The sequence below is a fragment of the Pseudomonas sp. F-14 TE3623 genome (genome assembly GCF_053629015.1).
In genome coordinates this window covers 2,579,024-2,605,092 of the sequence record NZ_JBRJHM010000001.1, presented here as the reverse complement: position 1 = coordinate 2,605,092, position 26,069 = coordinate 2,579,024, and the positions used below count along the sequence as shown (strand labels likewise).

General features: G+C 58.1%; 21 protein-coding genes. 5 read left to right on the top strand and 16 right to left on the bottom strand.

The window, feature by feature from the left end:
- Window positions 1-124: 124 nt before the first annotated feature.
- The 10 genes from brnQ to sdhC all read right to left on the bottom strand — a co-directional run bounded on the left by brnQ (window position 125) and on the right by sdhC (window position 13,103).
- A complete protein-coding gene (gene brnQ, locus AB7M29_RS11860; RefSeq protein WP_217858074.1) occupies window positions 125-1,438 on the bottom strand; it encodes a branched-chain amino acid transport system II carrier protein in 1,314 nt (437 codons plus the stop codon).
- A gap of 308 nt (window positions 1,439-1,746) precedes the next feature.
- On the bottom strand, window positions 1,747-2,628 hold the full coding sequence (gene sucD / locus AB7M29_RS11855; protein WP_007898976.1) for a succinate--CoA ligase subunit alpha: 882 nt from the start codon (window positions 2,626-2,628) through the stop codon (window positions 1,747-1,749).
- On the bottom strand, window positions 2,628-3,794 hold the full coding sequence (gene sucC / locus AB7M29_RS11850) for an ADP-forming succinate--CoA ligase subunit beta (protein WP_007898980.1): 1,167 nt from the start codon (window positions 3,792-3,794) through the stop codon (window positions 2,628-2,630). Before sucC ends, sucD begins: the two co-directional genes overlap by 1 nt.
- A gap of 179 nt (window positions 3,795-3,973) precedes the next feature.
- The gene (lpdA, locus tag AB7M29_RS11845) at window positions 3,974-5,410 is read right to left on the bottom strand and encodes a dihydrolipoyl dehydrogenase (RefSeq protein WP_007898983.1); all 1,437 of its coding nucleotides are present in this window, start codon (window positions 5,408-5,410) and stop codon (window positions 3,974-3,976) included.
- 110 nt (window positions 5,411-5,520) lie between these two features.
- Window positions 5,521-6,738, bottom strand: coding sequence for a 2-oxoglutarate dehydrogenase complex dihydrolipoyllysine-residue succinyltransferase (gene odhB / locus AB7M29_RS11840; protein ID WP_007898985.1), 1,218 nt, complete (start codon window positions 6,736-6,738; stop codon window positions 5,521-5,523).
- A gap of 42 nt (window positions 6,739-6,780) precedes the next feature.
- Window positions 6,781-9,612 carry a 2-oxoglutarate dehydrogenase E1 component gene (locus tag AB7M29_RS11835; RefSeq protein ID WP_007898987.1) on the bottom strand — a complete coding sequence of 944 codons (2,832 nt, stop codon included), beginning with the start codon at window positions 9,610-9,612 and terminating at the stop codon, window positions 6,781-6,783.
- A 262-nt stretch (window positions 9,613-9,874) separates the two neighbouring features.
- Complete coding sequence (locus tag AB7M29_RS11830) at window positions 9,875-10,579, bottom strand: succinate dehydrogenase iron-sulfur subunit (protein WP_007898989.1); 705 nt, start codon at window positions 10,577-10,579, stop codon at window positions 9,875-9,877.
- Between the two features lie 11 nt (window positions 10,580-10,590).
- Window positions 10,591-12,363, bottom strand: coding sequence for a succinate dehydrogenase flavoprotein subunit (sdhA, locus tag AB7M29_RS11825; protein ID WP_123720740.1), 1,773 nt, complete (start codon window positions 12,361-12,363; stop codon window positions 10,591-10,593).
- 3 nt (window positions 12,364-12,366) lie between these two features.
- Window positions 12,367-12,735 carry a succinate dehydrogenase, hydrophobic membrane anchor protein gene (gene sdhD / locus AB7M29_RS11820; RefSeq protein ID WP_052967227.1) on the bottom strand — a complete coding sequence of 123 codons (369 nt, stop codon included), beginning with the start codon at window positions 12,733-12,735 and terminating at the stop codon, window positions 12,367-12,369.
- Entirely contained in the window at window positions 12,729-13,103 is a 375-nt protein-coding gene (gene sdhC / locus AB7M29_RS11815) for a succinate dehydrogenase, cytochrome b556 subunit (protein WP_123360162.1), read from the bottom strand. The genes sdhD and sdhC overlap by 7 nt, the downstream gene beginning before the upstream one ends.
- 362 nt (window positions 13,104-13,465) lie before the next feature.
- Here sdhC and gltA point away from each other — a divergent pair, with 362 nt between their 5' ends.
- Entirely contained in the window at window positions 13,466-14,755 is a 1,290-nt protein-coding gene (gene gltA / locus AB7M29_RS11810) for a citrate synthase (RefSeq protein WP_007898998.1), read from the top strand.
- Between the two features lie 1,027 nt (window positions 14,756-15,782).
- On the opposite strand, the gene AB7M29_RS11805 is transcribed toward gltA, so the two are convergent.
- The 3 genes from AB7M29_RS11805 to AB7M29_RS11795 form a co-directional block, all read right to left on the bottom strand.
- A complete protein-coding gene (locus AB7M29_RS11805) occupies window positions 15,783-17,441 on the bottom strand; it encodes a cation acetate symporter (protein ID WP_217858075.1) in 1,659 nt (552 codons plus the stop codon).
- On the bottom strand, window positions 17,438-17,749 hold the full coding sequence (locus AB7M29_RS11800) for a DUF485 domain-containing protein (protein ID WP_007894282.1): 312 nt from the start codon (window positions 17,747-17,749) through the stop codon (window positions 17,438-17,440). The genes AB7M29_RS11805 and AB7M29_RS11800 overlap by 4 nt, the downstream gene beginning before the upstream one ends.
- Window positions 17,750-17,954: 205 nt before the next feature.
- Window positions 17,955-18,806, bottom strand: coding sequence for a glycine betaine ABC transporter substrate-binding protein (locus AB7M29_RS11795; RefSeq protein WP_217858076.1), 852 nt, complete (start codon window positions 18,804-18,806; stop codon window positions 17,955-17,957).
- 286 nt (window positions 18,807-19,092) lie between these two features.
- Between AB7M29_RS11795 and AB7M29_RS11790 the strand changes: the two genes are divergently transcribed.
- On the top strand, window positions 19,093-20,688 hold the full coding sequence (locus AB7M29_RS11790; protein WP_454246896.1) for a glycoside hydrolase family 17 protein: 1,596 nt from the start codon (window positions 19,093-19,095) through the stop codon (window positions 20,686-20,688).
- Between the two features lie 113 nt (window positions 20,689-20,801).
- Here AB7M29_RS11790 and AB7M29_RS11785 read toward each other — a convergent pair whose 3' ends face one another.
- On the bottom strand, window positions 20,802-21,170 hold the full coding sequence (locus AB7M29_RS11785) for a hypothetical protein (protein ID WP_217858078.1): 369 nt from the start codon (window positions 21,168-21,170) through the stop codon (window positions 20,802-20,804).
- 223 nt (window positions 21,171-21,393) lie between these two features.
- Between AB7M29_RS11785 and AB7M29_RS11780 the strand changes: the two genes are divergently transcribed.
- Both AB7M29_RS11780 and AB7M29_RS11775 read left to right on the top strand, forming a co-directional pair.
- Window positions 21,394-22,692: a serine/threonine protein kinase gene (locus AB7M29_RS11780; RefSeq protein ID WP_123720734.1), complete on the top strand. Its 1,299-nt coding sequence runs from the start codon at window positions 21,394-21,396 to the stop codon at window positions 22,690-22,692.
- A complete protein-coding gene (locus AB7M29_RS11775) occupies window positions 22,685-23,473 on the top strand; it encodes an MlaA family lipoprotein (RefSeq protein ID WP_123720733.1) in 789 nt (262 codons plus the stop codon). The genes AB7M29_RS11780 and AB7M29_RS11775 overlap by 8 nt, the downstream gene beginning before the upstream one ends.
- 176 nt (window positions 23,474-23,649) lie before the next feature.
- Here the strand turns inward: AB7M29_RS11775 and AB7M29_RS11770 are convergent, their stop codons facing one another.
- Window positions 23,650-24,564 carry a DUF808 domain-containing protein gene (locus AB7M29_RS11770; RefSeq protein ID WP_217858080.1) on the bottom strand — a complete coding sequence of 305 codons (915 nt, stop codon included), beginning with the start codon at window positions 24,562-24,564 and terminating at the stop codon, window positions 23,650-23,652.
- A 134-nt stretch (window positions 24,565-24,698) separates the two neighbouring features.
- Between AB7M29_RS11770 and AB7M29_RS11765 the strand changes: the two genes are divergently transcribed.
- On the top strand, window positions 24,699-25,307 hold the full coding sequence (locus tag AB7M29_RS11765; protein WP_454246895.1) for a TetR/AcrR family transcriptional regulator: 609 nt from the start codon (window positions 24,699-24,701) through the stop codon (window positions 25,305-25,307).
- A gap of 127 nt (window positions 25,308-25,434) precedes the next feature.
- Here AB7M29_RS11765 and AB7M29_RS11760 read toward each other — a convergent pair whose 3' ends face one another.
- Window positions 25,435-25,893, bottom strand: coding sequence for an REP-associated tyrosine transposase (locus AB7M29_RS11760; RefSeq protein WP_038979664.1), 459 nt, complete (start codon window positions 25,891-25,893; stop codon window positions 25,435-25,437).
- Window positions 25,894-26,069: the final 176 nt, after the last annotated feature.

Here is a 26,069-nt window from a genome sequence, read left to right as displayed (position 1 = left end):
GTTAGCGCAAGGAAAAAGACACCGCATCCTGCCCATAAAAAATGCCCCGTATCGATTGATACGGGGCATTTCTATTTTTGTGCACGACAACTCAAGGCCCGCTTGTGGCGGGCCATGAAGCAGTTTAAGCCAGCGCTTCGGCGCGCTTGCCCAGCAGACGATCGCAGACCACGGCGACCACCAGGGTCATGAACGACGGCACCAGCCACGCCAGACCTTGCTCGCTCAGCGGCAGATGAGTCAGCTGAGTCGGCATCCAGTCAGCCAGACCAGCACCCTTGAGCGCATCGATCAGGCCGAAGATGAACGACACCAGCATCACCGGACCGACGATGCGGCCCTGCTCATGCCAGAAGTCCTTGCAGAAGCTCAGGGCTACCAGGGCGATGCACGGCGGGTAGATGGCGGTCAGCACCGGGATCGAGAACGCAATCAGCTTGGTGAGACCCAGGTTGGACACCAACAGGGAGAACGCTGCCAGGATGATCACCAGCGTCTTGTAGGACAGTGGCAGTACACGGCTGAAGTATTCGGCACAGGCACACGTCAGACCAACCGCTGTCACCAGGCAGGCCAAGGAGATCAGCACCGCAAGGAAACCGCTGCCGAGCGAACCGAATGTGTGCTGCACGTACGCGTGCAATACCGCCGCGCCGTTGGCAGCACCGGTGGCGACTTCATGGCTGCCCGAACCGAGACGGAACAGACTGATGTACACCAGCGCCAGACCCACGCCGGCAATCAGCCCGGCGATGATCGCATAACGGGTGATCAGCGCTGGCGATTCCACACCGCGGGAGCGGATCGCATTGACGATGACAATGCCGAATACCAACGCGCCCAAGGTATCCATGGTCAGGTAACCATTGATAAAGCCTTGGGAGAACGGTGCTGCGACATATTCAGGAGTGGCCACGCCGATATCACCGGCCGGCAACGCGAACGCGGCAATGCCGAGAACGGCCAAGGCGATGATCTTCAACGGTGCAAGGAAACGTCCTACGGTGTCCAGCAGACGGCCCGGATAGAGCGAGATGAAGAACACCAGCAGGAAGTACACCGAGCTATAGAGAAACAGCGCCAGCGGGCTCTCGCCAGTCAACGGCGCCAGACCCACTTCGAACGACACCGTCGCGGTGCGCGGCGTCGCGAACAACGGGCCGACAGCGAGGTAGCACGCGGCTGCCAGCAGGCCACCGGCGACTTTACCGATCGGGCTGCTCAAGGCATCCATCGCACCACCGACCTTGGCCAGGGCGACAACGGTGATCACCGGCAGACCGACCGCGGTGATCAGAAAACCCAGCGCCGCCATCCAGACATTAGGCCCGGACTGCAAACCGACGATAGGCGGGAAGATGATGTTGCCAGCCCCGACGAACAGGGCAAATGTCATAAAACCCAGTGCCAGGATGTCCTGGCCTTTCAACACTTTCATTAAGGAAATACCACACTACTGAATCGGAATTTAGAGAGGGATTTCCCTTATGGGTGAGGGAAATGCTGTCGGCCCGTATAGGACTAACCCGTTTAGCGCGTTGCTACCTTGTGGGCCGCGGACGCAAAAATGGCTGCTAGCCTAACGAATTTGCACGACAAACGCACTGTTACGGGGCGAACTATCCGATACGCGACACTTCGATGTCGCGTTTACATACCTAATTTTCCTACCTTGGATCACCCGGAAACGACAAAGGCCACCCGAAGGTGGCCTTTGTTTGGTGAAGCGTCAGTTAAGCGCGAGGCTTACTTGATCGCCCAACCGGTCAGCTCGGACAAAGCCTTGCCGATGTCTGCCAGCGAACGCACGGTTTTAACGCCTGCGTCTTCCAGGGCAGCAAACTTCTCGTCTGCAGTGCCTTTGCCGCCAGAGATGATTGCGCCAGCATGGCCCATGCGCTTGCCCGCAGGGGCAGTCACACCAGCGATGTAGGAAACAACCGGCTTGGTCACGTTTGCCTTGATGTAGGCAGCCGCTTCTTCTTCAGCCGAACCGCCGATCTCACCGATCATTACGATCGCTTCGGTCTTCGGGTCTTCCTGGAACAGCTTCAGGATGTCGATGAAGTTCGAACCCGGGATCGGGTCACCACCGATGCCGACGCAAGTCGACTGACCGAAACCGGCGTCAGTAGTCTGCTTCACAGCTTCGTAGGTCAGGGTGCCGGAACGGGAAACGATACCGACCTTGCCTGGCAAGTGAATGTGACCTGGCATGATGCCGATCTTGCATTCGCCTGGAGTGATCACGCCTGGGCAGTTAGGACCGATCAGGACTACGCCCAGTTCGTCGCACTTGACCTTGGCATCCAGCATGTCCAGGGTAGGAATGCCTTCAGTGATGCAAACGATCAGCTTGATGCCGCCGAATGCTGCTTCCAGGATGGAGTCCTTGCAGAAAGGAGCTGGAACGTAGATCACGCTGGCGGTGGCGCCAGTGGCAGCTACAGCGTCTTTCACGGTGTTGAACACTGGCAGGCCCAGGTGCTCGGTGCCGCCTTTGCCAGGAGTTACGCCACCCACCATCTTGGTGCCGTATTCGATGGCTTGCTGGGTGTGGAAACTACCTTGCGAACCGGTAATACCCTGGCAGATAACTTTGGTGTCTTTATTGATCAGGACGCTCATTATTTGCCCTCCGCAGCTTTAACGACTTGTTGAGCAGCGTCGGTCAGGCTGGTAGCAGCGATGATGTTCAAACCGCTTTCTGCCAGTACTTTAGCGCCCAGCTCAGCGTTGTTGCCTTCAAGGCGAACAACAACCGGGATTTTCACGCCGACTTCTTTCACAGCACCGATGATGCCTTCGGCAATCATGTCGCAACGAACGATGCCGCCGAAGATGTTGACCAATACTGCAGCGACGTTAGTGTCGGACAGGATGATCTTGAACGCTTCGGTAACGCGTTCTTTGGTAGCACCGCCGCCCACGTCGAGGAAGTTGGCTGGTTTGCCGCCATGCAGGTTGACGATGTCCATGGTACCCATGGCCAGGCCAGCACCGTTGACCATGCAACCGATGTTGCCTTCCAGTGCTACGTAGTTCAGTTCGAACTTGGCAGCGTGCGCTTCGCGCGGATCGTCTTGCGACGGATCGTGGAAAGTCTTCAGCTTAGGCTGACGGTACATGGCGTTGGCGTCGATGTTGATCTTGGCGTCGAGGCAATGCAGATCGCCGTCAGCCTTGATCACCAGCGGGTTCACTTCCAGCAGAGCCAAGTCGTGATCCTTGAACAGCTTGGCCAGACCTACGAAGATCTTGGCGAACTGAGCAACTTGCTTGCCTTCCAGACCCAGCTGGAATGCCAGCTCGCGACCCTGGAATGGCTGAGCGCCAACCAGTGGATCGATAGTGGCCTTGAGGATTTTTTCAGGGGTGTCGTGAGCGATTTTCTCGATGTCCACGCCACCTTCGGTGGAAGCCATGAACACGATGCGACGGCTCGAACGGTCAACGACAGCGCCCAGGTACAGCTCTTTAGCGATATCAGTGCACGATTCAACCAGGATCTTGGTGACTGGCTGACCATTGGCATCAGTCTGGTAAGTCACCAGACGCTTGCCCAACCACTGTTGAGCGAATGCTTTGGCGTCTTCTTTGCTGCGAACCAGCTTTACGCCGCCCGCTTTACCGCGACCACCAGCGTGGACCTGGGCTTTGACAACCCACTCGGTGCCGCCGATTTTGTCGCAAGCTTCTGCTGCTGCTTCCGGGGTGTCTACTGCGTAGCCGGTGGAAACTGGCAGGCCGTACTCAGCGAACAGCTGCTTACCCTGATACTCGTGAAGATTCATGCTTATTACCGTCTTCGTTAGGTACTGCGCATTCGGTGCTGCACTAGTTGAAGTGCCGCACCACCTGTGACTGCTGCTTGCGTAGCTGAGCTACGCAAGACTGCGTCCAGCGGACATTCCGCGGTGAGTCTTGCATGCAAGGCTCACGACGGGCCGTACCGCCGTGGTTTCTTATTGTCTTAACGCTTCTTGCGGTTGGCGATGTGGATGGCGCCGCCATTCACAGCCAAAGCTGCTTCGTGCAAGGCTTCAGACAGGGTCGGATGGGAGAAAACCATCATGCCCAGGTCTTCAGCGCTGGTGCCGAATTCCATACCGATCGCGCCCTGCTGAACCAGTTCTGCAGCGCTCGGGCCAATCACGTGGACGCCCAATACGCGGTCAGTCTTGGCATCAGCAATGACTTTCACGAAACCGCCGGTGTCGTTGGCTGCCATGGCACGGCCACTGGCTGCGAACGGGAAGGTGCCAACGTTAACTTCAACGCCTTCAGCCTTCAAGGTCTGCTCGGTTTTGCCGACCCACGCGATTTCCGGGTGAGTATAAATAACTGACGGGATCAAATCATAGTTCATCTGGGCTTTGTGGCCCTTGATGCGCTCAACGACCATGATGCCCTCTTCCGAGGCTTTGTGTGCCAGCATCATGCCGCGAACCACGTCACCGATGGCGTAAACGCCCGGTACGGTGGTGGCGCAGTGATCGTCAACGTGCACGAAACCGCGCTCGTCCAGGGTCACGCCGCAATCAGCAGCCAGCAGATCAGTGGTCACCGGACGGCGACCAACGGCTACGATCAACTTGTCGAACGTGATGTTCTGTTCGCCGTTGGCATCGGTGTAGTTCACAACGACTTCGTCGCCGTTCACTTTGGAACCGGTAACGCGAGCGCCCAGCTTGATGTCCAGACCTTGTTTGGTCAGGGTTTTCAGCGCTTCCTTGGAAACGGCAGCGTCAGCGGCCATCAGGAAGGTGTCCAGCGCTTCGAGAACGGTAACTTCTGCGCCCAGACGGGACCAGACCGAACCCAGTTCCAGACCGATCACGCCAGCGCCAATCACGCCCAGACGTTTTGGAACCGATTGGAATTCCAGCGCGCCGGTGGAATCGACGATCACATTCTGGTCGACCGGAGCCGGTGGAATGTCGATCGGACGCGAACCTGGAGCCAGAATCACGTTCTCGGCTTCAATGATTTCTACCGAACCGTCAGGCTTGGTGACTTCGACTTTCTTGCCGGCCAGCAGTTTGCCGTGGCCCTGGATCGAGGTCACACCGTTTGCCTTGAACAGGGTCGCAACACCCGAGGTCAGGCCTTTGACGATGTTGGCTTTACGGCCGACCATTGCTGGCACGTCCATGGTCACGCCAGCGTGATTGATACCGTGGATCGCGAAGCCATCTTGGGCTTCGTGGAACTTCCAGGAGCTGTCCAGCAGCGCCTTGGATGGAATGCAGCCGACGTTCAGGCAAGTACCGCCGAGGGCCAGTTTGCCTTCCTTGTCGGTGTATTTCTCGATGCAGGCAGTGGAGAGGCCCAGTTGCGCTGCTTTAATGGCAGCCACGTAGCCGCCAGGGCCCGCGCCAATCACTACCACGTCGAATTTCTGAGTCATGTGTCATTCCTTCTCGAATCAAACCGGACGGCCCCTTTTGGGGACCGTCGTGGGACGAAGCTGGTCATTACAGAAGGGCCGCCCATCGCTGAGCGGCCCGTGCAACGAAATCAGATATCCAGCAGCAAACGAGCCGGGTCTTCCAGCAGGTTCTTGATGGTAACCAGGAAGGTCACAGCTTCTTTGCCGTCGATCAAACGGTGATCGTAGGACAGAGCGAGGTACATCATCGGACGGATAACGACTTGACCGTTGATCGCCATAGGACGCTGCAGAATGTTGTGCATGCCCAGGATGGCCGCTTGTGGCGGGTTGACGATCGGGGTCGACATCATCGAACCGAAAGTACCACCGTTGGTGATGGTGAACGTACCACCGGTCATTTCGTCCATCGACAGCTTGCCGTCACGAGCCTTCTTGCCGAAGGTGGCGATGCCGCCTTCGATTTCAGCCAGGCTCATCAGTTCGGCGTTACGCAGAACCGGTACAACCAGACCGCGGTCGCTGGAAACAGCAACACCGACGTCAGCGTAGCCGTGGTAAACGATGTCGGCACCGTCGATCGACGCGTTGACAGCCGGGAAGCGTTTCAGCGCTTCGGTGGCAGCCTTGACGAAGAACGACATGAAGCCCAGGCGCACACCGTTATGGCTCTTCTCAAAGAGATCCTTGTACTTCGAACGCAACGCCATGACTTCGGTCATGTCGACTTCGTTGAAAGTGGTCAGCATTGCCATGTTCGATTGAGCTTCAACCAGACGCTTGGCAACGGTGGCCCGCACGCGGGTCATCGGTACGCGCTTCTCGATGCGATCGCCGGCAGCGAACACTGGAGCAGCAGCGGCAGGCGCAGCAGCCTTGGCAGGCGCGGCAGCCGGAGCGGCTTTCTTGGCGGCAACAGCTGCTACCACGTCTTCCTTGGTCACACGACCGCCTTTGCCAGTGCCGGCAACGGAAGCGATGTTGATGCCGTTTTCTTCAGCCAGCTTGCGAGCAGCCGGTGCAGCAACAGGATCGTCTTCGCCCGCTTCGGCAGGAGCAGCGGCAGCGGCAGCAGGTGCAGCAGCGGCGGCTGGAGCGGCAGCAGCACTGCCCTCACCGATGGAGCCCAGAACTTCGTCGGACAGAACGGTGTCGCCTTCGTTCTTGACGATAGCGCCCAGCACGCCGTCAGCGGTAGCCAACACTTCCAGTACGACTTTGTCAGTTTCGATGTCGACGATCAGTTCGTCACGCTTGACGGCGTCGCCCGGTTTTTTGTGCCAGGTGGCAACGGTGCCATCGGCAACCGATTCCGGGAAAGTGGGGGCTTTGATTTCGATAGCCATTATCTGTGGGTCCTTAAATTCGGTTTCAGGTGCGCGAAGGCGTTAAACAGTAAAGGCGTCTTGCAGCAGTTGTTCCTGCTGCTCAGCGTGCATCGATGCATAACCACAAGCAGGGGCAGCAGAAGCATCACGGCCCGCGTACTCGAGTACGAGAGACTTGTCGTGATTGCCAACGATGCGGCGCATGTGGTGTTGGCTGCAGTACCAGGCCCCCTGGTTCATCGGCTCTTCCTGACACCAAACGATATGTTTGAGGTTGGTGTACGGAGCCAGGACTTCGTTCAAGTCGTCCTCAGGGAATGGGTACAGCTGCTCGATACGCACGATGGCGATGTCATCACGACCTTCGGCACGGCGTTTTTCCAGCAGGTCGTAGTAGACCTTGCCGCTACACAGAACAACGCGCTCGACCTTTTTCGGGTCCAGGGCATCGATTTCCGGGATAACGGTCTGGAACGAACCTTCGGCCAGATCTTCCAGAGTCGAGATGGCCAGTTTGTGACGCAGCAGCGACTTCGGAGTCAGAACGATCAACGGCTTGCGCAGCGGGCGAATCACCTGACGACGCAGCAAGTGGTAGATCTGAGCCGGCGTAGTCGGAACGGCGACCTGAATATTGTGCTCGGCGCACAGCTGCAGGTAACGCTCCAGACGAGCCGAAGAGTGCTCTGGACCCTGACCTTCATAACCGTGCGGCAGCAGCATGGTCAGACCGCAGAGACGACCCCACTTGTGCTCGCCACTGGTGATGAACTGGTCGATAACCACTTGGGCACCGTTGGCGAAGTCGCCGAACTGGGCTTCCCAGATCACCAGCGCCTCAGGCGTGGTGGTCGAGTAACCGTATTCGAACGCCAGCACGGCTTCTTCGGACAGGAACGAATCGTACAGGTCGAAACGTGGCTGGCCCTTGTACAGGTTTTGCAGCGGGACGTAGGTACCCGCGTCTTTCTGGTTGTGCAAGACAGCGTGACGGTGCGAGAACGTACCGCGACCGATGTCCTGACCCGTCATGCGAATCGGGTGACCTTCGAACGCCAGGGTCGCGTACGCCATGGTTTCGGCGTAACCCCAGTTGATCGGCAGGCCGCCGGCTTGCATTTTCTGACGGTCTTCGTAGATTTTCGAGACTTGGCGCTGAACCACGAAGCCTTCTGGAATTTCCAGCAGCTTGGCGGACAGTTCCTGCAAGGTTTTCAGATCGAAGCGAGTGTCGTGACGCGCGGTCCAGGCGTGGCCCAGATACGGACGCCAGTCCACGAACAACTCTTTGTTCGGCTCTTTGACCAGGCTTTTTACAACATGCAGACCGTTGTCCAGCGCATTGCGGTATTCGTCGACTTTCGCCTGAACACGTTCTGCGTCCAGCACACCGCCCTGGGTCAGACGATCGGCATACAGCTCACGGGTGGTGCGCTGTTTGGTGATCTGCTGATACATAATTGGCTGGGTGCCGCTAGGCTCGTCGGCCTCGTTGTGGCCGCGACGGCGGTAGCAGACCAGGTCGATCACCACGTCACGCTTGAACTGCATGCGGTAGTCGATGGCCAGCTGGGTCACGAACAACACGGCTTCCGGATCATCACCATTTACATGGAGGATCGGCGCCTGGATCATCTTCGCAACGTCGGTCGCGTACTCGGTGGAGCGCGAGTCCAGCGGGTTGCTGATGGTGAAACCGACCTGGTTGTTGATCACGATGTGCACGGTGCCGCCGGTCTTGAAACCGCGGGTCTGCGACATCTGGAAGGTTTCCATCACCACACCCTGACCGGCGAATGCCGCGTCACCGTGGATGGAGATCGGCAGAACCTTCTCGCCGGTAGGGTCGTTACGACGATCCTGACGGGCGCGAACCGAACCCTCGACCACCGGGGAAACGATTTCCAGGTGAGAAGGGTTGAACGCCATGGCCAGGTGAACTTCACCGCCGGTGGTCATCACGTTGGACGAGAAGCCCTGGTGATATTTAACGTCACCGGACCCCAGCTCGACCTTCTTCTTGCCTTCGAACTCGTCGAACAGCTCGCGCGGGTTCTTGCCGAAGGTATTGACCAGTACGTTCAGACGACCACGGTGGGCCATGCCGATCACGATTTCCTTGGTGCCGTAGGAACCGGAACGCTGGATCAGCTCGTCGAGCATCGGAATCAGGCTCTCGCCGCCTTCCAGACCGAAACGCTTGGTACCCGGGTATTTGGTCCCGAGGTATTTTTCCAGGCCTTCGCCGGCGGTGACGCGCTCAAGCAGGTGGCTCTTGATGTCGACGGAGTACGTCGGACGGCCGCGCACGCTTTCCAGACGCTGCTGGAACCACTGGCGCTGCTCGGAATCGGTGATATGCGTAAATTCAGCGCCGATGGTGCGGCAATATGTCTGCTGCAACGCTTCGTGAATTTCGCGTAGGCTCGCCTCCTCTTTGCCGATGAACAGGTCGCCGGCACGGAAGGTCGTATCAAGATCGGCATTGGTCAAGCCGTAATGATTGATTGACAGGTCTGCAGGTGCAGGACGCTGCCACAGCCCCAGCGGGTCAAGCTGGGCTGCCTGGTGGCCACGCATACGGTAGGCCTGGATCAATCGCAGCACTTCAACTTGCTTCTTCTCGTGCTCACTGCTCACGCTGCCGGCGGAAACCGGTTGGGCGCGGCGCTGGTTCTTTGCCAGCAAGACGAAATGATCGCGAATTGTGGAGTGCGAAACATCGGTGGCAGTGTTGCCATCAGCAGGCAACTTCTGGAAGTAGGTGCGCCACTCTTCTGGCACAGCGTTAGGGTCGTGCAGGTAGAGCTCGTAGAGCTCTTCCACATAGGCAGCGTTACTACCGGATAGGTAGGCGCTGTTCCACATGCGCTGCATCACGCTTTCTTGCATGCTTGGTCACCCTCGGTTAGGGGAACACCACCGGCGTCGACACCGAGAAAACTTGCAGAAGTCCGAATGCAGCGACTAAAACAAGCCACTTAGGATCACGCTGATAGTCCGGGTACCAGCCCGGATGCCCCTGCTTGTCTCATTTCTTCAAAATAAGAGCCGCAGCCTTATAAGCTGCTGCTCAGGTTAAAACTACGGCGCCGGTTGAAGCCTGCGCCGTAGCATCTACGGGTACAGCGGTCCTACGGGTACAGCAGCTGAATCACACGCCGCTTTGCAGCAGCATGTTACGAATGTGACCGATGGCCTTAGTCGGGTTCAGGCCTTTCGGACAAACGTTGACGCAGTTCATGATGCCCCGGCAGCGGAATACGCTGAACGGGTCATCCAGCGAAGCCAGACGCTCGGATGTCTTGTTGTCGCGGCTGTCTGCCAGGAAGCGATAGGCTTGCAGCAGAGCAGCCGGACCCAGGAACTTGTCCGGGTTCCACCAGAAGGACGGGCACGAAGTCGAGCAGCAAGCGCACAGGATGCACTCGTACAGACCGTCGAGCTTTTCACGCTCTTCAGGGGACTGCAGACGCTCGATGGCCGGAGCCGGCGTGTCGTTCTGCAGGTATGGCTTAACCTTTTCGTATTGCTTGTAGAAGATGCTCATATCGACGACCAGGTCACGGATAACCGGCAAACCTGGCAACGGACGAACGATCAGCTTGTTACGTTTTACGACGGCAGACAGCGGCGTGATGCATGCCAGACCGTTCTTGCCGTTGATGTTCATGCCGTCGGAACCGCAAACACCTTCACGGCAAGAGCGACGATAGGAAAAACCTTCGTCCTGCTCTTTGATCAGGGCCAGCACGTCCAGCACCATCAGGTCTTTACCACCGGTATCAACCTGGAATTCCTGCATGAACGGCGCAGCGTCCTGATCAGGGTTGTAACGATAAACACTGACTTGCAACATGGCGGCCACCCTTAATAAGTCCGAATCTTAGGTTCAAAAGTCGGAACAGTCTTCGGCGAGAAGTTCACAGCACGCTTGGTCACGCGCTTGTCACCCGGGAAGTACAGGGTGTGGCACAGCCAGTTTTCGTCGTCACGGTCTTCGAAGTCTTCACGGGCGTGAGCACCGCGGGACTCTTTGCGTACTTCTGCAGCGATGGCAGTGGCTTCGGCCACTTCCAGCAGGTTCTGCAGTTCCAGCGCTTCGATACGCGCGGTGTTGAACGCCTGGCTCTTGTCGTTGATCTTGACGTTGGCGATACGGCCACGCAGATCAGCCAGCTGAGCAATACCCTTCTGCATGTATTCGCCGGTGCGGAACACACCGAAGTAGTTCTGCATGCAGTTTTGCAGTTCGCGACGCAGGGTTGCCACGTCTTCACCTTCGGTACGCTCGTTCAAAGCGGACAGACGTGCCAGGGCCGCGGTGATGTCAGCGTCGGTGGCCTCATCGTATTCGATACCGTCGGTCAGCGCTTTTTCCAGGTGCAGGCCGGCAGCGCGGCCGAATACCACCAGGTCGAGCAGCGAGTTGCCGCCCAGACGGTTGGCGCCGTGAACCGATACGCACGCCACTTCACCCACTGCGAACAGGCCAGGGATGATTTCGTCTACGCCTTCGTCGTTCTGGGTGATTGCCTGACCGTGAATGTTGGTCGGAACGCCGCCCATCATATAGTGGCAGGTCGGAACAACCGGAACCGGAGCAACAACAGGGTCAACGTGTGCGAAAGTCTTGGACAGTTCGCAGATGCCTGGCAGACGGCTGTGCAGCACTTCCTCGCCCAGGTGGTCGAGTTTGAGCATTACGTGGTCGCCATTCGGACCGCAACCGTTACCGGCAATGATTTCTTTAACCATCGAACGGGCAACAACGTCACGACCGGCAAGGTCTTTGGCGTTCGGAGCATAACGCTCCATGAAACGCTCGCCGTGCTTGTTGATCAGGTAACCACCTTCACCACGGCAACCTTCAGTAACCAGAACACCGGCGCCGGCGATGCCGGTCGGGTGGAACTGCCACATTTCGATATCTTGTACCGGTACGCCGGCACGCAGCGCCATACCAACGCCGTCACCGGTGTTGATCAGGGCGTTGGTGGTCGAAGCGTAGATACGACCTGCACCGCCGGTGGCCAATACAGTGGCCTTGGCACGGATGTAGGTGGTTTCACCGGTTTCGATGCAGATGGCAATCACGCCGACGAATGCGCCTTCCTGGTTTTTCACCAGATCAACAGCGTAGTACTCGTTCAGGAACGTGGTGCCAGCTTTCAGGTTGCCCTGATAAAGGGTGTGCAGCAGCGCGTGACCGGTACGGTCGGAAGCGGCGCAGGTTCGGGCGGCCTGGCCACCTTTACCGTAGTCCTTGGACTGACCACCGAACGGACGCTGATAGATACGACCTTGTTCGGTACGCGAGAACGGCATACCCATATGGTCCAACTCGTATACGGCGGCAGGACCTTCCTGACACATGTATTCGATAGCGTCCTGGTCACCGATATAGTCGGAACCCTTGACGGTATCGTACATGTGCCAGCGCCAGTCATCGTTCGGATCGGCAGACGCAATGGCGCAAGTGATGCCGCCCTGGGCCGACACGGTATGCGAACGAGTCGGGAAAACCTTGGTGATCACGGCAGTCTTGTGACCGCCCTGTGCCAGCTGCAGCGCTGCGCGCATGCCGGCACCGCCACCACCAATAATGATGGCGTCGAAAGAAATCGTTGGAATGTTAGCCATGGATCAGATACCCCAGAGAATCTGCACACCCCAGACGAAGTAAGCGAACATCGCAACGCCGCATACTGCCTGGAAAAGGAAACGTACTGCAGTCGCGGACTTGCCCAGCGCCATCGGCGTCAGGTAGTCAGTCGCGATGGTCCACATGCCGACCCAGGCGTGAGCGCCCAGGGCCACAAGGGCCAGCAGACTGAAGATACGCATCCAGTTGCTTGCGAACAGTTCGTGCCATTGGGTGTAGCCAATGCCAGGATTCGCAACGAGGTATCCGATCAGGAAGATGAAATAAGCCGCGAGAACGACCGCAGACACACGCTGTGCCATCCAGTCATAGAGGCCCGAACGCGACAGGTTCGTAACGCTGGTTACCATATCCAAACTCCCGCCAGAACGATCAACACCGCAGACACGGCGATAATGATTTGCGAGCCCAGCTTGCCGCCTTCCAGCGTCTCACCGATGCCCATATCCATAATCAAGTGGCGCACACCGGCTACCAGGTGATACAGAAGAGCGGACAGGAGGCCCCATGCTACGAACTTGGCCAGCGGACTGGTCAAGCATGCCTTCACGTCGGCAAAACCTTCCTCGGAACCCAGAGACTTGCCCAATGCATACAGCATGAAGCCAAGGCCCAGGAAGAGGATGATGCCGGAAACACGGTGAAGAAACGACGTAACGCCGGTGATGGGGAGTTTGATGGTCCTTAGGTCTAGGTTTACAGGTCGTTGGCTTTTCACGGCTTTTTTTCACACTGAAGAGCCCCTAACAATCAGGGCAAAGTTGTTGGGGAGTGCACTGGTCAGGTAACCACCACCCAGGGATGCGACCCCCAATAAAGCAGGCCCAAAAGCCCCTGGCGGTCGGTGGCCGAGTATAGACAGTTAGGCTACTAATGACAACGCGTTCGCCTTCCCCTAATAGCTGATTGCACAAGTGAGATAAAAGGCGTAAATGGCAGGCAATTTCGAGGAAAAAGTCCGGTTAAAGCCTTCTGGAGCAAGACTTTAGGCAAATTGACATTCGAATTTATCTCACTATAGTGGTGCGGGCCCTGCGTGGGGGGTCTGTCTGATGATTTCAAGCATAAATAGGAGGCCACATGGCTGACAAAAAAGCGCAGTTGATCATCGAGGGCGCAGCCCCCGTCGAGCTGCCCATTTTAACCGGCACCGTTGGTCCCGATGTTATCGACGTTCGGGGCCTGACGGCCACGGGCCGTTTCACCTTTGACCCTGGTTTCATGTCGACTGCCTCGTGCGAGTCGAAGATCACCTACATCGACGGCGACAACGGCATTCTGCTGCACCGCGGCTACCCGATCGAACAGCTGGCTGAAAAGTCGGACTACCTGGAAACCTGCTATCTGCTGCTCAACGGCGAATTGCCGACCGCAGAACAGAAGGCCCAGTTCGTAGGCACCGTGAAGAACCACACCATGGTTCACGAGCAATTGAAGACCTTCTTCAACGGCTTCCGTCGCGACGCCCACCCGATGGCCGTCATGTGCGGCGTAGTTGGCGCCCTCTCGGCCTTCTACCACGACTCCCTCGACATCAATAACCCGCAGCATCGCGAAATCTCCGCGATCCGCCTGGTTGCCAAGATGCCGACCCTGGCCGCAATGGTTTACAAGTACTCCATGGGCCAACCCATGATGTACCCGCGCAACGACCTGTCGTACGCGGAAAACTTCCTGCACATGATGTTCAACACCCCGTGCGAGATCAAACCGATCAGCCCGGTACTCGCCAAGGCCATGGACCGGATCTTCATCCTCCATGCCGACCACGAGCAGAACGCATCGACTTCTACCGTACGTCTGGCCGGTTCGTCGGGTGCCAACCCGTTCGCCTGTATCGCCGCCGGTATCGCTGCACTGTGGGGCCCTGCCCACGGCGGTGCGAACGAAGCCGTTCTGACCATGCTTGACGAGATTGGCGATGTTTCGAACATCGACAAGTACATCGCCAAGGCCAAGGACAAGAACGATCCGTTCAAATTGATGGGCTTCGGTCACCGGGTTTACAAAAACCGCGACCCACGCGCCACCGTCATGAAGCAAACCTGCGACGAAGTACTGAAAGAGCTGGGCATCACCAACGATCCGCAACTCGAACTGGCCATGCGCCTGGAAGAGATCGCCCTGACCGATCCGTATTTCATCGAGCGTTCGCTGTACCCGAACGTCGACTTTTATTCGGGGATTATCCTCAAGGCGATCGGCATTCCGACCAGCATGTTCACCGTGATCTTCGCGCTGGCGCGGACCGTCGGCTGGATTTCCCACTGGAAAGAAATGCTCTCCAGCCCGTACAAGATCGGCCGCCCGCGCCAGTTGTACACCGGCTACGAGTCGCGTGATATCACCAAGCTGGAAGACCGCGAATAAGACCTGTCTTGCGATAATGTCTTGAGCTGTACCGGGAACGGCCTCTATTGGATAGGGGCCGTTTTTGTTTGTGCCTGACGTTGAATGACGCGGCGGCCTGAGGGCCGACCGGGCTCTATGGTTGTGTCCATATCCGTTTCTTCGGTTGCGCCGGCTGGCGGTTCCGCTCTTACAGCGGGTCACTTTCGAAAAGCGCGAAAGTAACCAAAGCGCTTCTGCCCCTGTCGTTCGGTGCCTCGCCTAGGCTCGGCATACCCTCGCTCCGGTCCTGCTCCGTGGGCCCGCCGCCATCGGCCATCCATGGCCGGGGGCGGCTAACCCGGCATCCATGCCGGGTTGCCCACTGCGCAGAACCTCCACTCGGCCTCTCGAGGGGGCGGTGCGTCAAAATCAAAAGCTGCAGGCGAGCTAACGCTCGGCCTGTTGAGTGGTGAAAAGCAGAGCGGATATGCTCTGATTTTTTTTGGGAGCGGGCTTGTCGGGTCGCCGCATCGCTGCGATGGCGCCTGTCAGCCGACCAATTTTCCCCGGATGTACCCAGTCCAACTGTGGGAGCGGGCTTGCTCGCGAAGCTGTTGATCTTGCCGTTGCTTTGGCTTTGGCTTTGGCTTTGGCTTTTGATCTTGATCGTGATCTGTTGCCCCTTTCCCAGAGGCCGAACGCAGGTATTGCGCAGGGGGCACCGCGGCAAGGATGCCTCGGTAGCCGCCCCCGGCCATGGATGGCCGATGGCGGCGGGCCCCCGGAGCAATGCCTTCGTTATGGCATGCCGAGCCTAGGCGAGGCACCGAATGGAGGGGCAAAGCCTTTTGGTTCCTTTTCGGCGTTTGGAAAAGGGACTCGCTGTAAGAGCGAAACCGCCAGCCGGCGTTACCGCAGAAACGGATATGTACACCATCAAAGAGCACGGTCGGCTATCAGGCCGCCTTCGCGAGCAAGCCGAACAGAGTGCGATAACCGCCCAATAAAAAATGCCCCGATCTCTCGACCGGGGCATTCGTTTTAGCGCGGCTTATATATAGAAGCCTTAGTGCGAAACCGCCCCACTCGCCCCCAACCCGGTCTGCGAACGAACAAACTGCGGGAAGAACAGCGCCCGCTCGTTCACGCCCTCGGCGGACTTGTCAGTGATCGAGAAGAACCAGATCCCGACAAACGCAATGGCCATAGAGAACAGCGCCGGGTATTCATACGGGAAGATCGCCTTCTCGTGACCGAGGATCTGCACCCAGATGGTTGGCCCCAGCACCATCAAGCCAACAGCACTGACCAGACCCAGCCAGCCGCCGATCATCGCACCGCGAGTCGTCAGCTTCTTCCAGTACATCGAAAGCAGCAGCACCGGGAAGTTGCAGCTCGCCGCGATGGAGAACGCCAGGCCCACCATGAACGCGATGTTCTGCTTCTCGAACAGAATGCCCAGGCCGATCGCCAGCACCGCCAGAGCGATGGTGGTGATTTTAGAGACGCGGATCTCGTCCTTCTCGTTGGCCTTGCCCTTCTTGATCACACTGGCATACAGGTCATGAGACACCGCCGATGCGCCGGCCAGGGTCAGACCAGCTACCACCGCCAGGATGGTTGCGAACGCCACCGCCGAGATGAAGCCCAGGAAGATACTGCCCCCGACCGCGTTGGCCAGGTGCACCGCCGCCATGTTGTTGCCGCCCAATAGCGCGCCGGCCGCATCTTTGAAGGCCGGGTTGGTGCTGACCAGCAGGATCGCGCCGAAGCCGATGATGAAGGTCAGGATGTAGAAGTAGCCAATGAAGCCGGTTGCATACAGCACGCTTTTACGTGCTTCTTTAGCGTCGCTCACGGTGAAGAAGCGCATCAGGATGTGCGGCAGGCCAGCGGTACCGAACATCAGCGCCAGACCAAGGGAGAACGCCGAGATCGGATCTTTCACCAAGCCGCCCGGGCTCATGATCGCTTCACCTTTAGGGTGAACCTTGATCGCCTCGGAGAACAGCGCGTTGAAGTCGAAGTTGACGTGTTTCATCACCATCAGCGCCATGAACGAGGCACCGGACAGCAACAGCACCGCCTTGATGATCTGCACCCAGGTAGTCGCCAGCATGCCGCCGAACAGCACGTACAGGCACATCAGGATACCGACCAGGATCACCGCAACGTGATAGTCGAGACCGAACAGCAGCTGAATCAGTTTACCGGCACCCACCATTTGCGCGATCAGGTAGAACGCCACCACCACCAGCGAACCGCAAGCGGACAGCGAGCGAATCTGGGTTTGCCCCAGGCGGTAGGACGCCACGTCGGCAAAGGTGTACTTGCCCAGGTTGCGCAGGCGCTCGGCGATCAGGAACAGAATGATCGGCCAGCCCACCAGGAAGCCGATCGAGTAGATCAGGCCGTCGTAGCCCGAGGTGAACACCAGGGCGGAAATACCCAGGAAGGACGCCGCGGACATGTAGTCACCGGCAATCGCCAGACCGTTCTGGAAACCGGTGATCTTGCCGCCCGCCGCATAGTAGTCGGCGGCCGAGTTGTTTTTCTTGGAAGCCCAGTAAGTGATATATAAAGTCGCGCCGACGAACGCCACGAACATCAGGATCGCCGCGACGTTCAGGGGTTGTTTGGTCACTGCACCGGTCAAGGCGTCAGCCGCCCAGGCGCCAGGTGCAAAAGCTGCGATGCTCAATAGAGCCATTAGACGCCGGATCATTGCTGAGCCTCCTTGAGAATCGCATTGTTCAAGTCGTCGAATTCGCCATTGGCGCGTCGCACGTAGATGCCCGTCAGGATAAAGGCCGAAACGATCAGCCCGACTCCGATCGGAATGCCCCAGGTAATCGAAGACTCGGGGCTGATTTTCGCGCCCAGAATATGCGGCCCGTAAGCAATCAAAAGGATGAATCCGGAGTACAGCCCAAGCATGATCGCTGAAAGAATCCAGGCGAATCGTTCTCTCTTGCTGACCAGCTCTTTGAAGCGCGAGCTGTTTTGAATCGAGAGGTAAATGCTGTCGTTCATTGTTTTTATCCTCGCAGCACAGATTTAGTTGGAACGGTATCCACTCTATGCGGCTGCCGGACAGGTTCCAGACGACCTTAGTATTAGAACGACATGACAGAGTCGCCATTTTTCAGCATGCATTAAACATATAAAAAAGCAAAAGGCCCCTTGGCATATATGCCAAGGGGCCTTGAGAGATACTGACTAGACGCTTCAGGTCAAATCATTTGGTCCAGTCGGCAACGCGGTCCGGGTGTTTGGCAATCCAGTCTTTCGCTGCGGCTTCAGGCTTGGCGCCCTCCTGAATAGCCAACATGACCTCGCCGATTTCGTCTTTCGACGCCCACTGGAAGTTCTTCAGGAACTTCGCAACTTCAGGTGCTTTGGCATCCAGGCCTTTGCTACCGATGCTGTTCACGGTTTCAGCCGCGCCATAAACGCCTTTCGGGTCGTCCAGGAAGCGCAGTTTCCACTTGGCGAACATCCAGTGCGGCACCCAACCGGTGACGGCAATGGATTCGTTTTTCTTCTCGGCACGAGTCAGCTCGGCAATCATACCGGCGCCGGAACTGGCCTTGAGGGTGTAGCCGTCCAGGCCATAGTCCTTGATCGCCTGCTCGGACTTGAGCATCACGCCTGAACCGGCGTCGATGCCGACGATACGGTTTTTGAAGCTGTCGTCGGTTTTCAGATCGGCAATAGACTTGGCCTTGACGTACTCCGGCACGATCAGGCCGATTTTCGCATCCTTGAAGTTCGGGCCGTAATCGACGACCTGATCCTTGTTCTTGGTCCAGTATTCACCGTGGGTCACGGGCAGCCACGCCGACAGCATGGCGTCGAGTTTGCCAGTGGCCACACCCTGCCACATGATCCCGGTGGCAACCGCTTGCAGCTTCACGTCATAACCGAGTTTCTGCCTGATCACTTCTGCGGCCACGTTGGTCGTGGCGACGCTGTCCGACCAGCCGTCTACATAACCGATCGTCACTGCCTTGCCTTCAGCACTGGCCACTGTAGAACTGATCGCCAGCACCAAAGCGGCACCTGCGCCCAAGAGTCGTCGCATCTTCATCGTTACTTCCCCGAAAGTGCTGCGCTCGACGGATGCCGAGCCGCTCAACGTATTGTTATGGTGCACAGCGCCCCCATCACGCCTCACTGCAAACTCGTTCAAACATCAGCGGAGTACTGACGATTGGATGATCAACCTGACGCCCACGATGACCTGCTCTGCCAGCGACCTCAAGGCATCGAGAAACGACATCAGAAGGCCATTAATTGCAACCGTCGCAACTCCATCCGCCACCCCGCCCGAACTTTGCATGTCAAAATTATGCAGGCCACCAAGCGCGGGACAAATGCAGGTAACATGCGCGGCTTTGTTCCCAGACGGCCTGACCATGCCCGCGACATCCCGCTTTCCTTTTTTTGCTTATTTATTCGCCTGCCTGCTGGGGCTTTTTGCCCTCGGTGGCTTCTGGTATGGACTCGGCAAACCGGTGATCCTGCCGGACGTGGCCAGCGCGACGCACAAGCTGCAATGCGCCTCCTACACCCCGTTCGATAAAGACCAATCGCCGTTCGATGTGCCGTTCAAACTGCGCCCCGAGCGCATGGACGCCGACCTCGCACTACTGGCAACCCGCTTCGAATGCATCCGCACTTATTCCATGACCGGCCTCGAGGCCCTGCCCGACCTGGCACGCAAGCACGGCTTGAAGCTGATGATCGGCGCCTGGGTCAACAGCAACCCGGTGGACACCGCCAAGGAGGTCGACCTGCTGATCGCCTCGGCCAATGCCAACGCCGATGTCGTGACCTCAGTGATCGTAGGTAACGAAACCCTGCTGCGCAAGGAAGTCACCGGCGCACAGTTGGCAACGCTGATTAACAAGGTCAAAAGTCAGGTCAAACAACCGGTGACCTACGCCGACGTCTGGGAATTCTGGCTCAAGCACCCGGAAATCGCCCCGGCAGTAGACTTCCTGACCATCCATTTGCTGCCGTACTGGGAAGACGATCCGTCGAACATCGACGCCGCGCTGCAGCATGTGGCCGAAGTGCGTCAGGTGTTCGGCAACAAATTTGCGCCCAAAGACGTGATGATTGGCGAGACCGGCTGGCCGAGCGAAGGCCGTCAGCGCGAAACCGCCCTGCCGAGCCGGGTCAATGAAGCCAAGTTCATTCGCAGCTTTGTGATCATGGCCGAACAGCAAGGCTGGCATTACAACCTGATCGAGGCTTTCGACCAGCCCTGGAAACGCGCCAGCGAAGGTGCGGTCGGAGGTTATTGGGGACTGTTCGACGCCGATCGCCAAGATAAGGGCGTACTCGCCGGACCAGTCTCGAACGTACCGTACTGGTCGCAATGGCTGGCGGTGGGTGGCTTGATCTTCATCGGCACGCTGATTCTCGGCGGTCGCGTTCGCAGTACCCGCGCGGCGTTGGTTCTGCCACTGCTCGGTGCGTTGGCGGCCTGTTCGATTGGCGCCTGGGGCGATCTGGCCCGTGTCACCACCCGGTTTGCCAGTGAATGGCTGTGGGTCGCCTTGCTGACAGGGTTGAATCTGTTGGTGCTGGCGCATGCCGCGCTGACCTTGAGCGCTCGCACCGGCTGGCGTGAACGCGCCTTCAATGCACTGGAACGTCGCGCCGGCTGGTGGCTGGCAGCGGCAGGTTTTGCCGCGGCGGTGATGATGCTGGAGCTGGTGTTCGACCCGCGTTATCGCAGCTTCCCTAGTGTCGCGTTCATCCTGCCGGCGCTGGTGTACCTGTGCCGTCCGGTGAACGTACCGCGTCGGGAAATCGCCGTGCTGACCTTCATTATCGGTGCCGGTATTGCGCCGCAACTGTATCAAGAAGGTTTGCAAAACCAGCAGGCCTGGGGTTGGGCGCTGGTGAGTGTGTTGATGGTGGCAGCGTTGTGGCGCAGCTTGCGGGTTCGCAAGGGCTGATTTTCAGCGCGCCTGCTGGCCTCTTCGCGAGCAAGCCCGCTCCCACATTCGATCGCATCTAACATGAGAATGCGGTCAACTGTGGGAGCGGGCTTGCTCGCGAAGGCTGACTATCAGGCGCTGCGAGAAGCCCGGACCAGACGCAAAGCAGCAATCACCACCGCAAACACCGCCAATGTCGTGTTGTACAACGCCAGCGCCGGAAACCCGAATACCAGCGCCAGCACCGCCAACCACCACCCCGCTCGCCCCGGCAGCACAAAACCGATAACGGCTGCGGCCAATGCCGTCCAGCCCAGCACCTTGAAATGAATCATCAGGCCCAGGTTCGAACGAATCTGGCATTCCCAACGACTGGCCTCATCAACGCAAATGCCGACCCATTGAGCGTCCTCCATGAAGCCATAACGCGCGCCATAACTGGCGGCCAGCCATAACGGCAGAAGAACGAGCAACAGGATCACGGGCAGACGGCGGGACATGCAACACTCCAATAAACGAAATCGGCGGCCAGCTTAATCCCCCGCCCGCGGTAAGCAAGTGACATCAACAGATAACTGTTCATGAAATAGCTGCAAAGTGTATCGTTCCGCTACCGTTGCTCCGAAATCAGGCCTGATTGGTGCCCATCATGGCACTTTGGCGCAATTCCTGTGGTCATAGCCTGCGAACTTCATCCGGCACCTTCCTCTAAGGGATCTAGTCATGCTCCGTTCCTTGCGCTGCGCCGCCCTGTTTGGCGGCTTGTTTTTAAGTGCGTCCGCACTGGCGGCCGACATTGATGCCGCCAGTTACGGCTACCCCCTGACCAACCCGTTCGAGGCGACCATCGCCACGACACCGCCGGAGTTACGCCCGGAATTGCCGCTGGACGACGACATCAATCAGGAGGATCGCAGCGTCACATTGCGCCCGGAGCGTGAATTCAGCCTGCCGGACAACTTCTGGCCGGTAAAGAAACTCACCTACCGCATCGCCACACAAGATCAAGCGGCACCGTTGATCTTCCTGATCTCCGGCACCGGTGCACGCTATGACAGCACCCTCAATGAGTATCTGAAAAAGCTCTACTACAAGGCCGGCTATCACGTGGTGCAGCTGTCGTCGCCGACCAGCTTCGACTTCATGACCGCCGCTTCGCGTTTCGCCACCCCCGGCGTGACCAAGGAAGATGCCGAAGACATGTACCGGGTGATGCAGGCCGTGCGGGCGCAAAACCCGAAACTGCCGGTCACCGACTATTACCTGAGTGGCTACAGCCTCGGCGCCCTGGATGCGGCCTTTGTGGCGCACCTGGATGAAACCCGTCGCAGCTTCAATTTCAAGAAAGTCTTGCTGCTCAACCCGCCGGTCAACCTTTACACCTCGATCACCAACCTGGACAAGCTGGTACAAACAGAGGTGAAAGGCATCAACAACAGCACCACCTTCTATGAGCTGGTGCTGGACAAACTGACCCGCTACTTCCAGCAGAAAGGCTACATCGACCTCAACGATGCCCTGCTCTATGACTTCCAGCAGTCCAAGCAGCACTTGAGCAACGAGCAGATGGCCATGCTGATCGGCACTTCGTTCCGTTTCTCGGCGGCCGACATCGCCTTCACCTCAGACCTGATCAACCGCCGTGGCCTGATCACACCACCGAAATACCCGATCACCGAAGGCACCACCCTCACGCCGTTCCTCAAACGTGCGCTGCAATGCGACTTCGACTGCTACCTGACCGAACAGGTCATTCCGATGTGGCGCGCCCGCACCGATGGCGGCAGCCTGCTGCAACTGATCGATCAGGTCAGCCTGTATGCACTCAAGGATTATCTGCATGACAGTCCGAAAATCGCCGTCATGCACAATGCCGATGATGTGATCCTCGGCCCTGGCGACCTGGGGTTTCTACGCCGGACCTTCGGCGACCGTTTGACTGTTTATCCATTGGGCGGCCATTGCGGCAACCTCAACTATCGCGTCAACAGTGACGCAATGCTGGAGTTTTTCCGTGGCTAAATACCCCCTGCTGATCGCAGCGTTACTCTGTGCAGGCGTGGCCAACGCCGACAACAGCAAAGCCAATGCACCTGTGGTGGTCGATAGTGACGGCTTCAAGGAACCGCTGAGCAAACTCAAGTTCAACCCGGGGCTGGATCAGCGCGAGTTCGAACGCTCGACGCTCAACGCGCTGAACGTCTACGACCCGCTGGAAGAGTGGAACCGCCGCGTCTACCACTTCAACTACCGTTTCGACCAATGGGTGTTCCTGCCCGTGGTCAATGGCTATCGCTACATCACCCCAAGTTTCCTGCGCACCGGCGTCAGTAACTTCTTCAACAACGTCGGCGATGTACCGAACCTGGTGAACAGCCTGCTGCAATTCAAGGGTCAGCGCTCGATGGAAACCACCGCGCGCCTGCTGCTCAACACCACCATCGGTGTCGCCGGTCTGTGGGATCCAGCCACCTCCATGGGGCTGCCGCGCCAGAGCGAAGACTTTGGTCAGACATTGGGCTTCTACGGCGTACCAGGCGGCGCCTACTTCGTGCTGCCGATCCTCGGCCCGTCGAACCTGCGTGACACCGCAGGCCTGGTGGTGGATTACACCGGCGAATCGGCGATCAACTTCCTGAACGTGGCCGAAGTCAGCTCCAACCACCCGGAAGTCTGGGCACTGCGCGCCGTCGATAAGCGCTATCAGAACAGCTTCCGCTATGGTCAGCTGAATACGCCGTTCGAATATGAAAAAGTGCGTTACGTGTACACCGAGTCGCGCAAGCTGCAGGTTGCCGAGTAATTCCGACGGCAACAAAAAAGGCCATTCGATTTGCGTCGAATGGCCTTTTTTATGTGCGGCGTCTCAAACACCACCAATCAACTGTGGGAGCGAGCCTGCTCGCGATGAGGTCATCACATTCACCATCAATGTTGACCTGCTAGACCGCTATCGCGAGCAGGCTCGCTCCCACAGGTTCAGGCCTTTACCGTTTTCCAAACCTTGCTGACAGCCATCACCCCAACCAACACCGCCGCACCCGCCACAATCCCGGCCACCGCGTTCAGCAATGTCGGCACGATAAACCCGGCCCCACCAGCACCCGCGCTGACACTCTCGATCCAGTGATGAATCACCGGCACGCCGTGGGTCAGAATCCCGCCGCCGACCAAAAACATCGCCGCGGTGCCAATCACCGACAGGCTTTTCATCATGTACGGCGCCGCACGCAGAATCCCGCCGCCGATGCTTTTGGCCATCTGGCCGGGCTTCAGCGCCAGCCACTGACCGAGGTCGTCGAGTTTGACGATGCCGGCCACCAGGCCGTATACGCCGATGGTCATGACGATGGCGATGCCCGAGAGCACGATCACTTGCTGGGTCAGCGAAGCGTCTGCCACGGTGCCCAGGGTGATGGCGATAATTTCCGCCGAGAGGATGAAGTCGGTACGGATCGCACCTTTGATCTTGTCCTTCTCGAACGCCACCAGATCGACCGCCGGGTTGGCCACAGCCTCGACCAGTTCTGCGTGTTCAGCCTGATCTTCAGCTTTGCTGTGCAGGAATTTGTGCGCGAGTTTCTCGAAACCTTCGAAGCACAGGTAAGCGCCACCGACCATCAACAACGGCGTGACCAGCCACGGAATGAACGCACTGATGGCCAACGCCGACGGCACCAGGATCAGCTTGTTGAGGAACGAGCCCTTGGCAACCGCCCACACCACAGGGATTTCCCGCTCGGCACGCACGCCGGAAACCTGCTGGGCGTTGAGCGCCAGATCGTCGCCAAGCACGCCGGCGGTTTTCTTCGCGGCCATTTTGGTCATCAACGCCACATCGTCCAGTACGGTGGCGATGTCGTCGATCAGCACCAGCAAACTGCTTCCTGCCATGAATCAGGTTTCCTTCTTGAATGAATGGTGCGCAGCATAGCGCGACCCGAGGCCAGACGGGGCATTCTTGAGCGCCGCGCGAGGCCGGTGCTACCATGCGCAACCGCCAGAACAGGCAAGGAACTCCTTGGTTTATGAGCACCATCCGCGAGCGCAACAAAGAACTGATCCTGCGTGCCGCCAGTGAAGAATTTGCCGACAAGGGCTTCGCTGCGACCAAAACCAGTGACATCGCGGCCAAGGCCGGGCTGCCCAAGCCTAACGTCTACTACTACTTCAAATCCAAGGAAAATCTCTACCGCGAGGTCCTGGAAAGCATTATCGAGCCGATCCTGCAGGCCTCGACGCCGTTCAACGCCGACGGCGTGCCCAGCGAAGTACTGAGCGGCTACATTCGCTCGAAAATCCGCATCTCCCGTGACCTGCCCTTCGCCTCCAAGGTGTTCGCCAGCGAAATCATGCACGGCGCCCCGCACCTGAGCCCCGACCTGGTCGAGCAGCTCAACGGCCAGGCCAGGCACAACATCGACTGCATCCAGACCTGGATCGACCGCGGCCAGATCGCCCCGATCGACCCCAACCACCTGATGTTCAGCATCTGGGCCGCCACCCAGACCTACGCCGACTTCGACTGGCAGATCTCTGCGGTTACCGGTAAACCCAAACTGGATGAGGCCGACTATGAAGCGGCGGCGCAGACGATTATCCGGTTGGTGCTTAAGGGGTGTGAGCTGGACCGGTAGACCGCGGTGCGGCCTTCGCGAGCAAGCCCGCTCCCACATTGGATCTACTGCGTACACAAAATCGGTGAACAACCGAGATCAACTGTGGGAGCGGGCTTGCTCGCGAATGGGGCAACTCGGTTCCCTATCAAACCCAAATGGCATCCCACAACGGATAGTCACCCAACTTCTCAACCAGCCCCGCCCGCAATGGGTTGGCAACGACATACCGTGCCACTCTTACCAAACTCTCCTCTTGCCGCAGCGCATGATCATGAAAACTCTGCTGCCAAAGACTGCCTGTCCGTCCACTCGCCGAATTGATTGATCGAGTGCTCAAGGATTTCGCCTGGCACATCAACTGCCCCAGCGATCCCTTTTGCAATTGAACAAGCCAATGAAAATGATCGGGCATGACAACCCAGGCCAATGAATCGGCAAAACCCTCGCTCTGTGCTTGCTTGAATTGATGTACGACCATCCTGCCCAAGGTGTAATCCTTGAAAACAGGCTCCCGCCCAAGGGTATTGGCCGTCAGTAGGTAGATGCGGTTTTGCTCTGCATAGCGACCAATGCGCAGGCGATGTGATGCTGACAGTTCAGGCATTCCTTTGCCCCTTCATGGATGAAATCATGAAAAGGCTAGATCAGCGAATACCGGATAGTGGGGCAGACTTTTAGCTGGATGTGTCTGGAACATCGCCTTCGCGAGCAAGCCCGCTCCCACCGTTGATCTGCGGTGTTCACACAATTTGTGTCTACCGACGATCAGTGTGGGAGCGG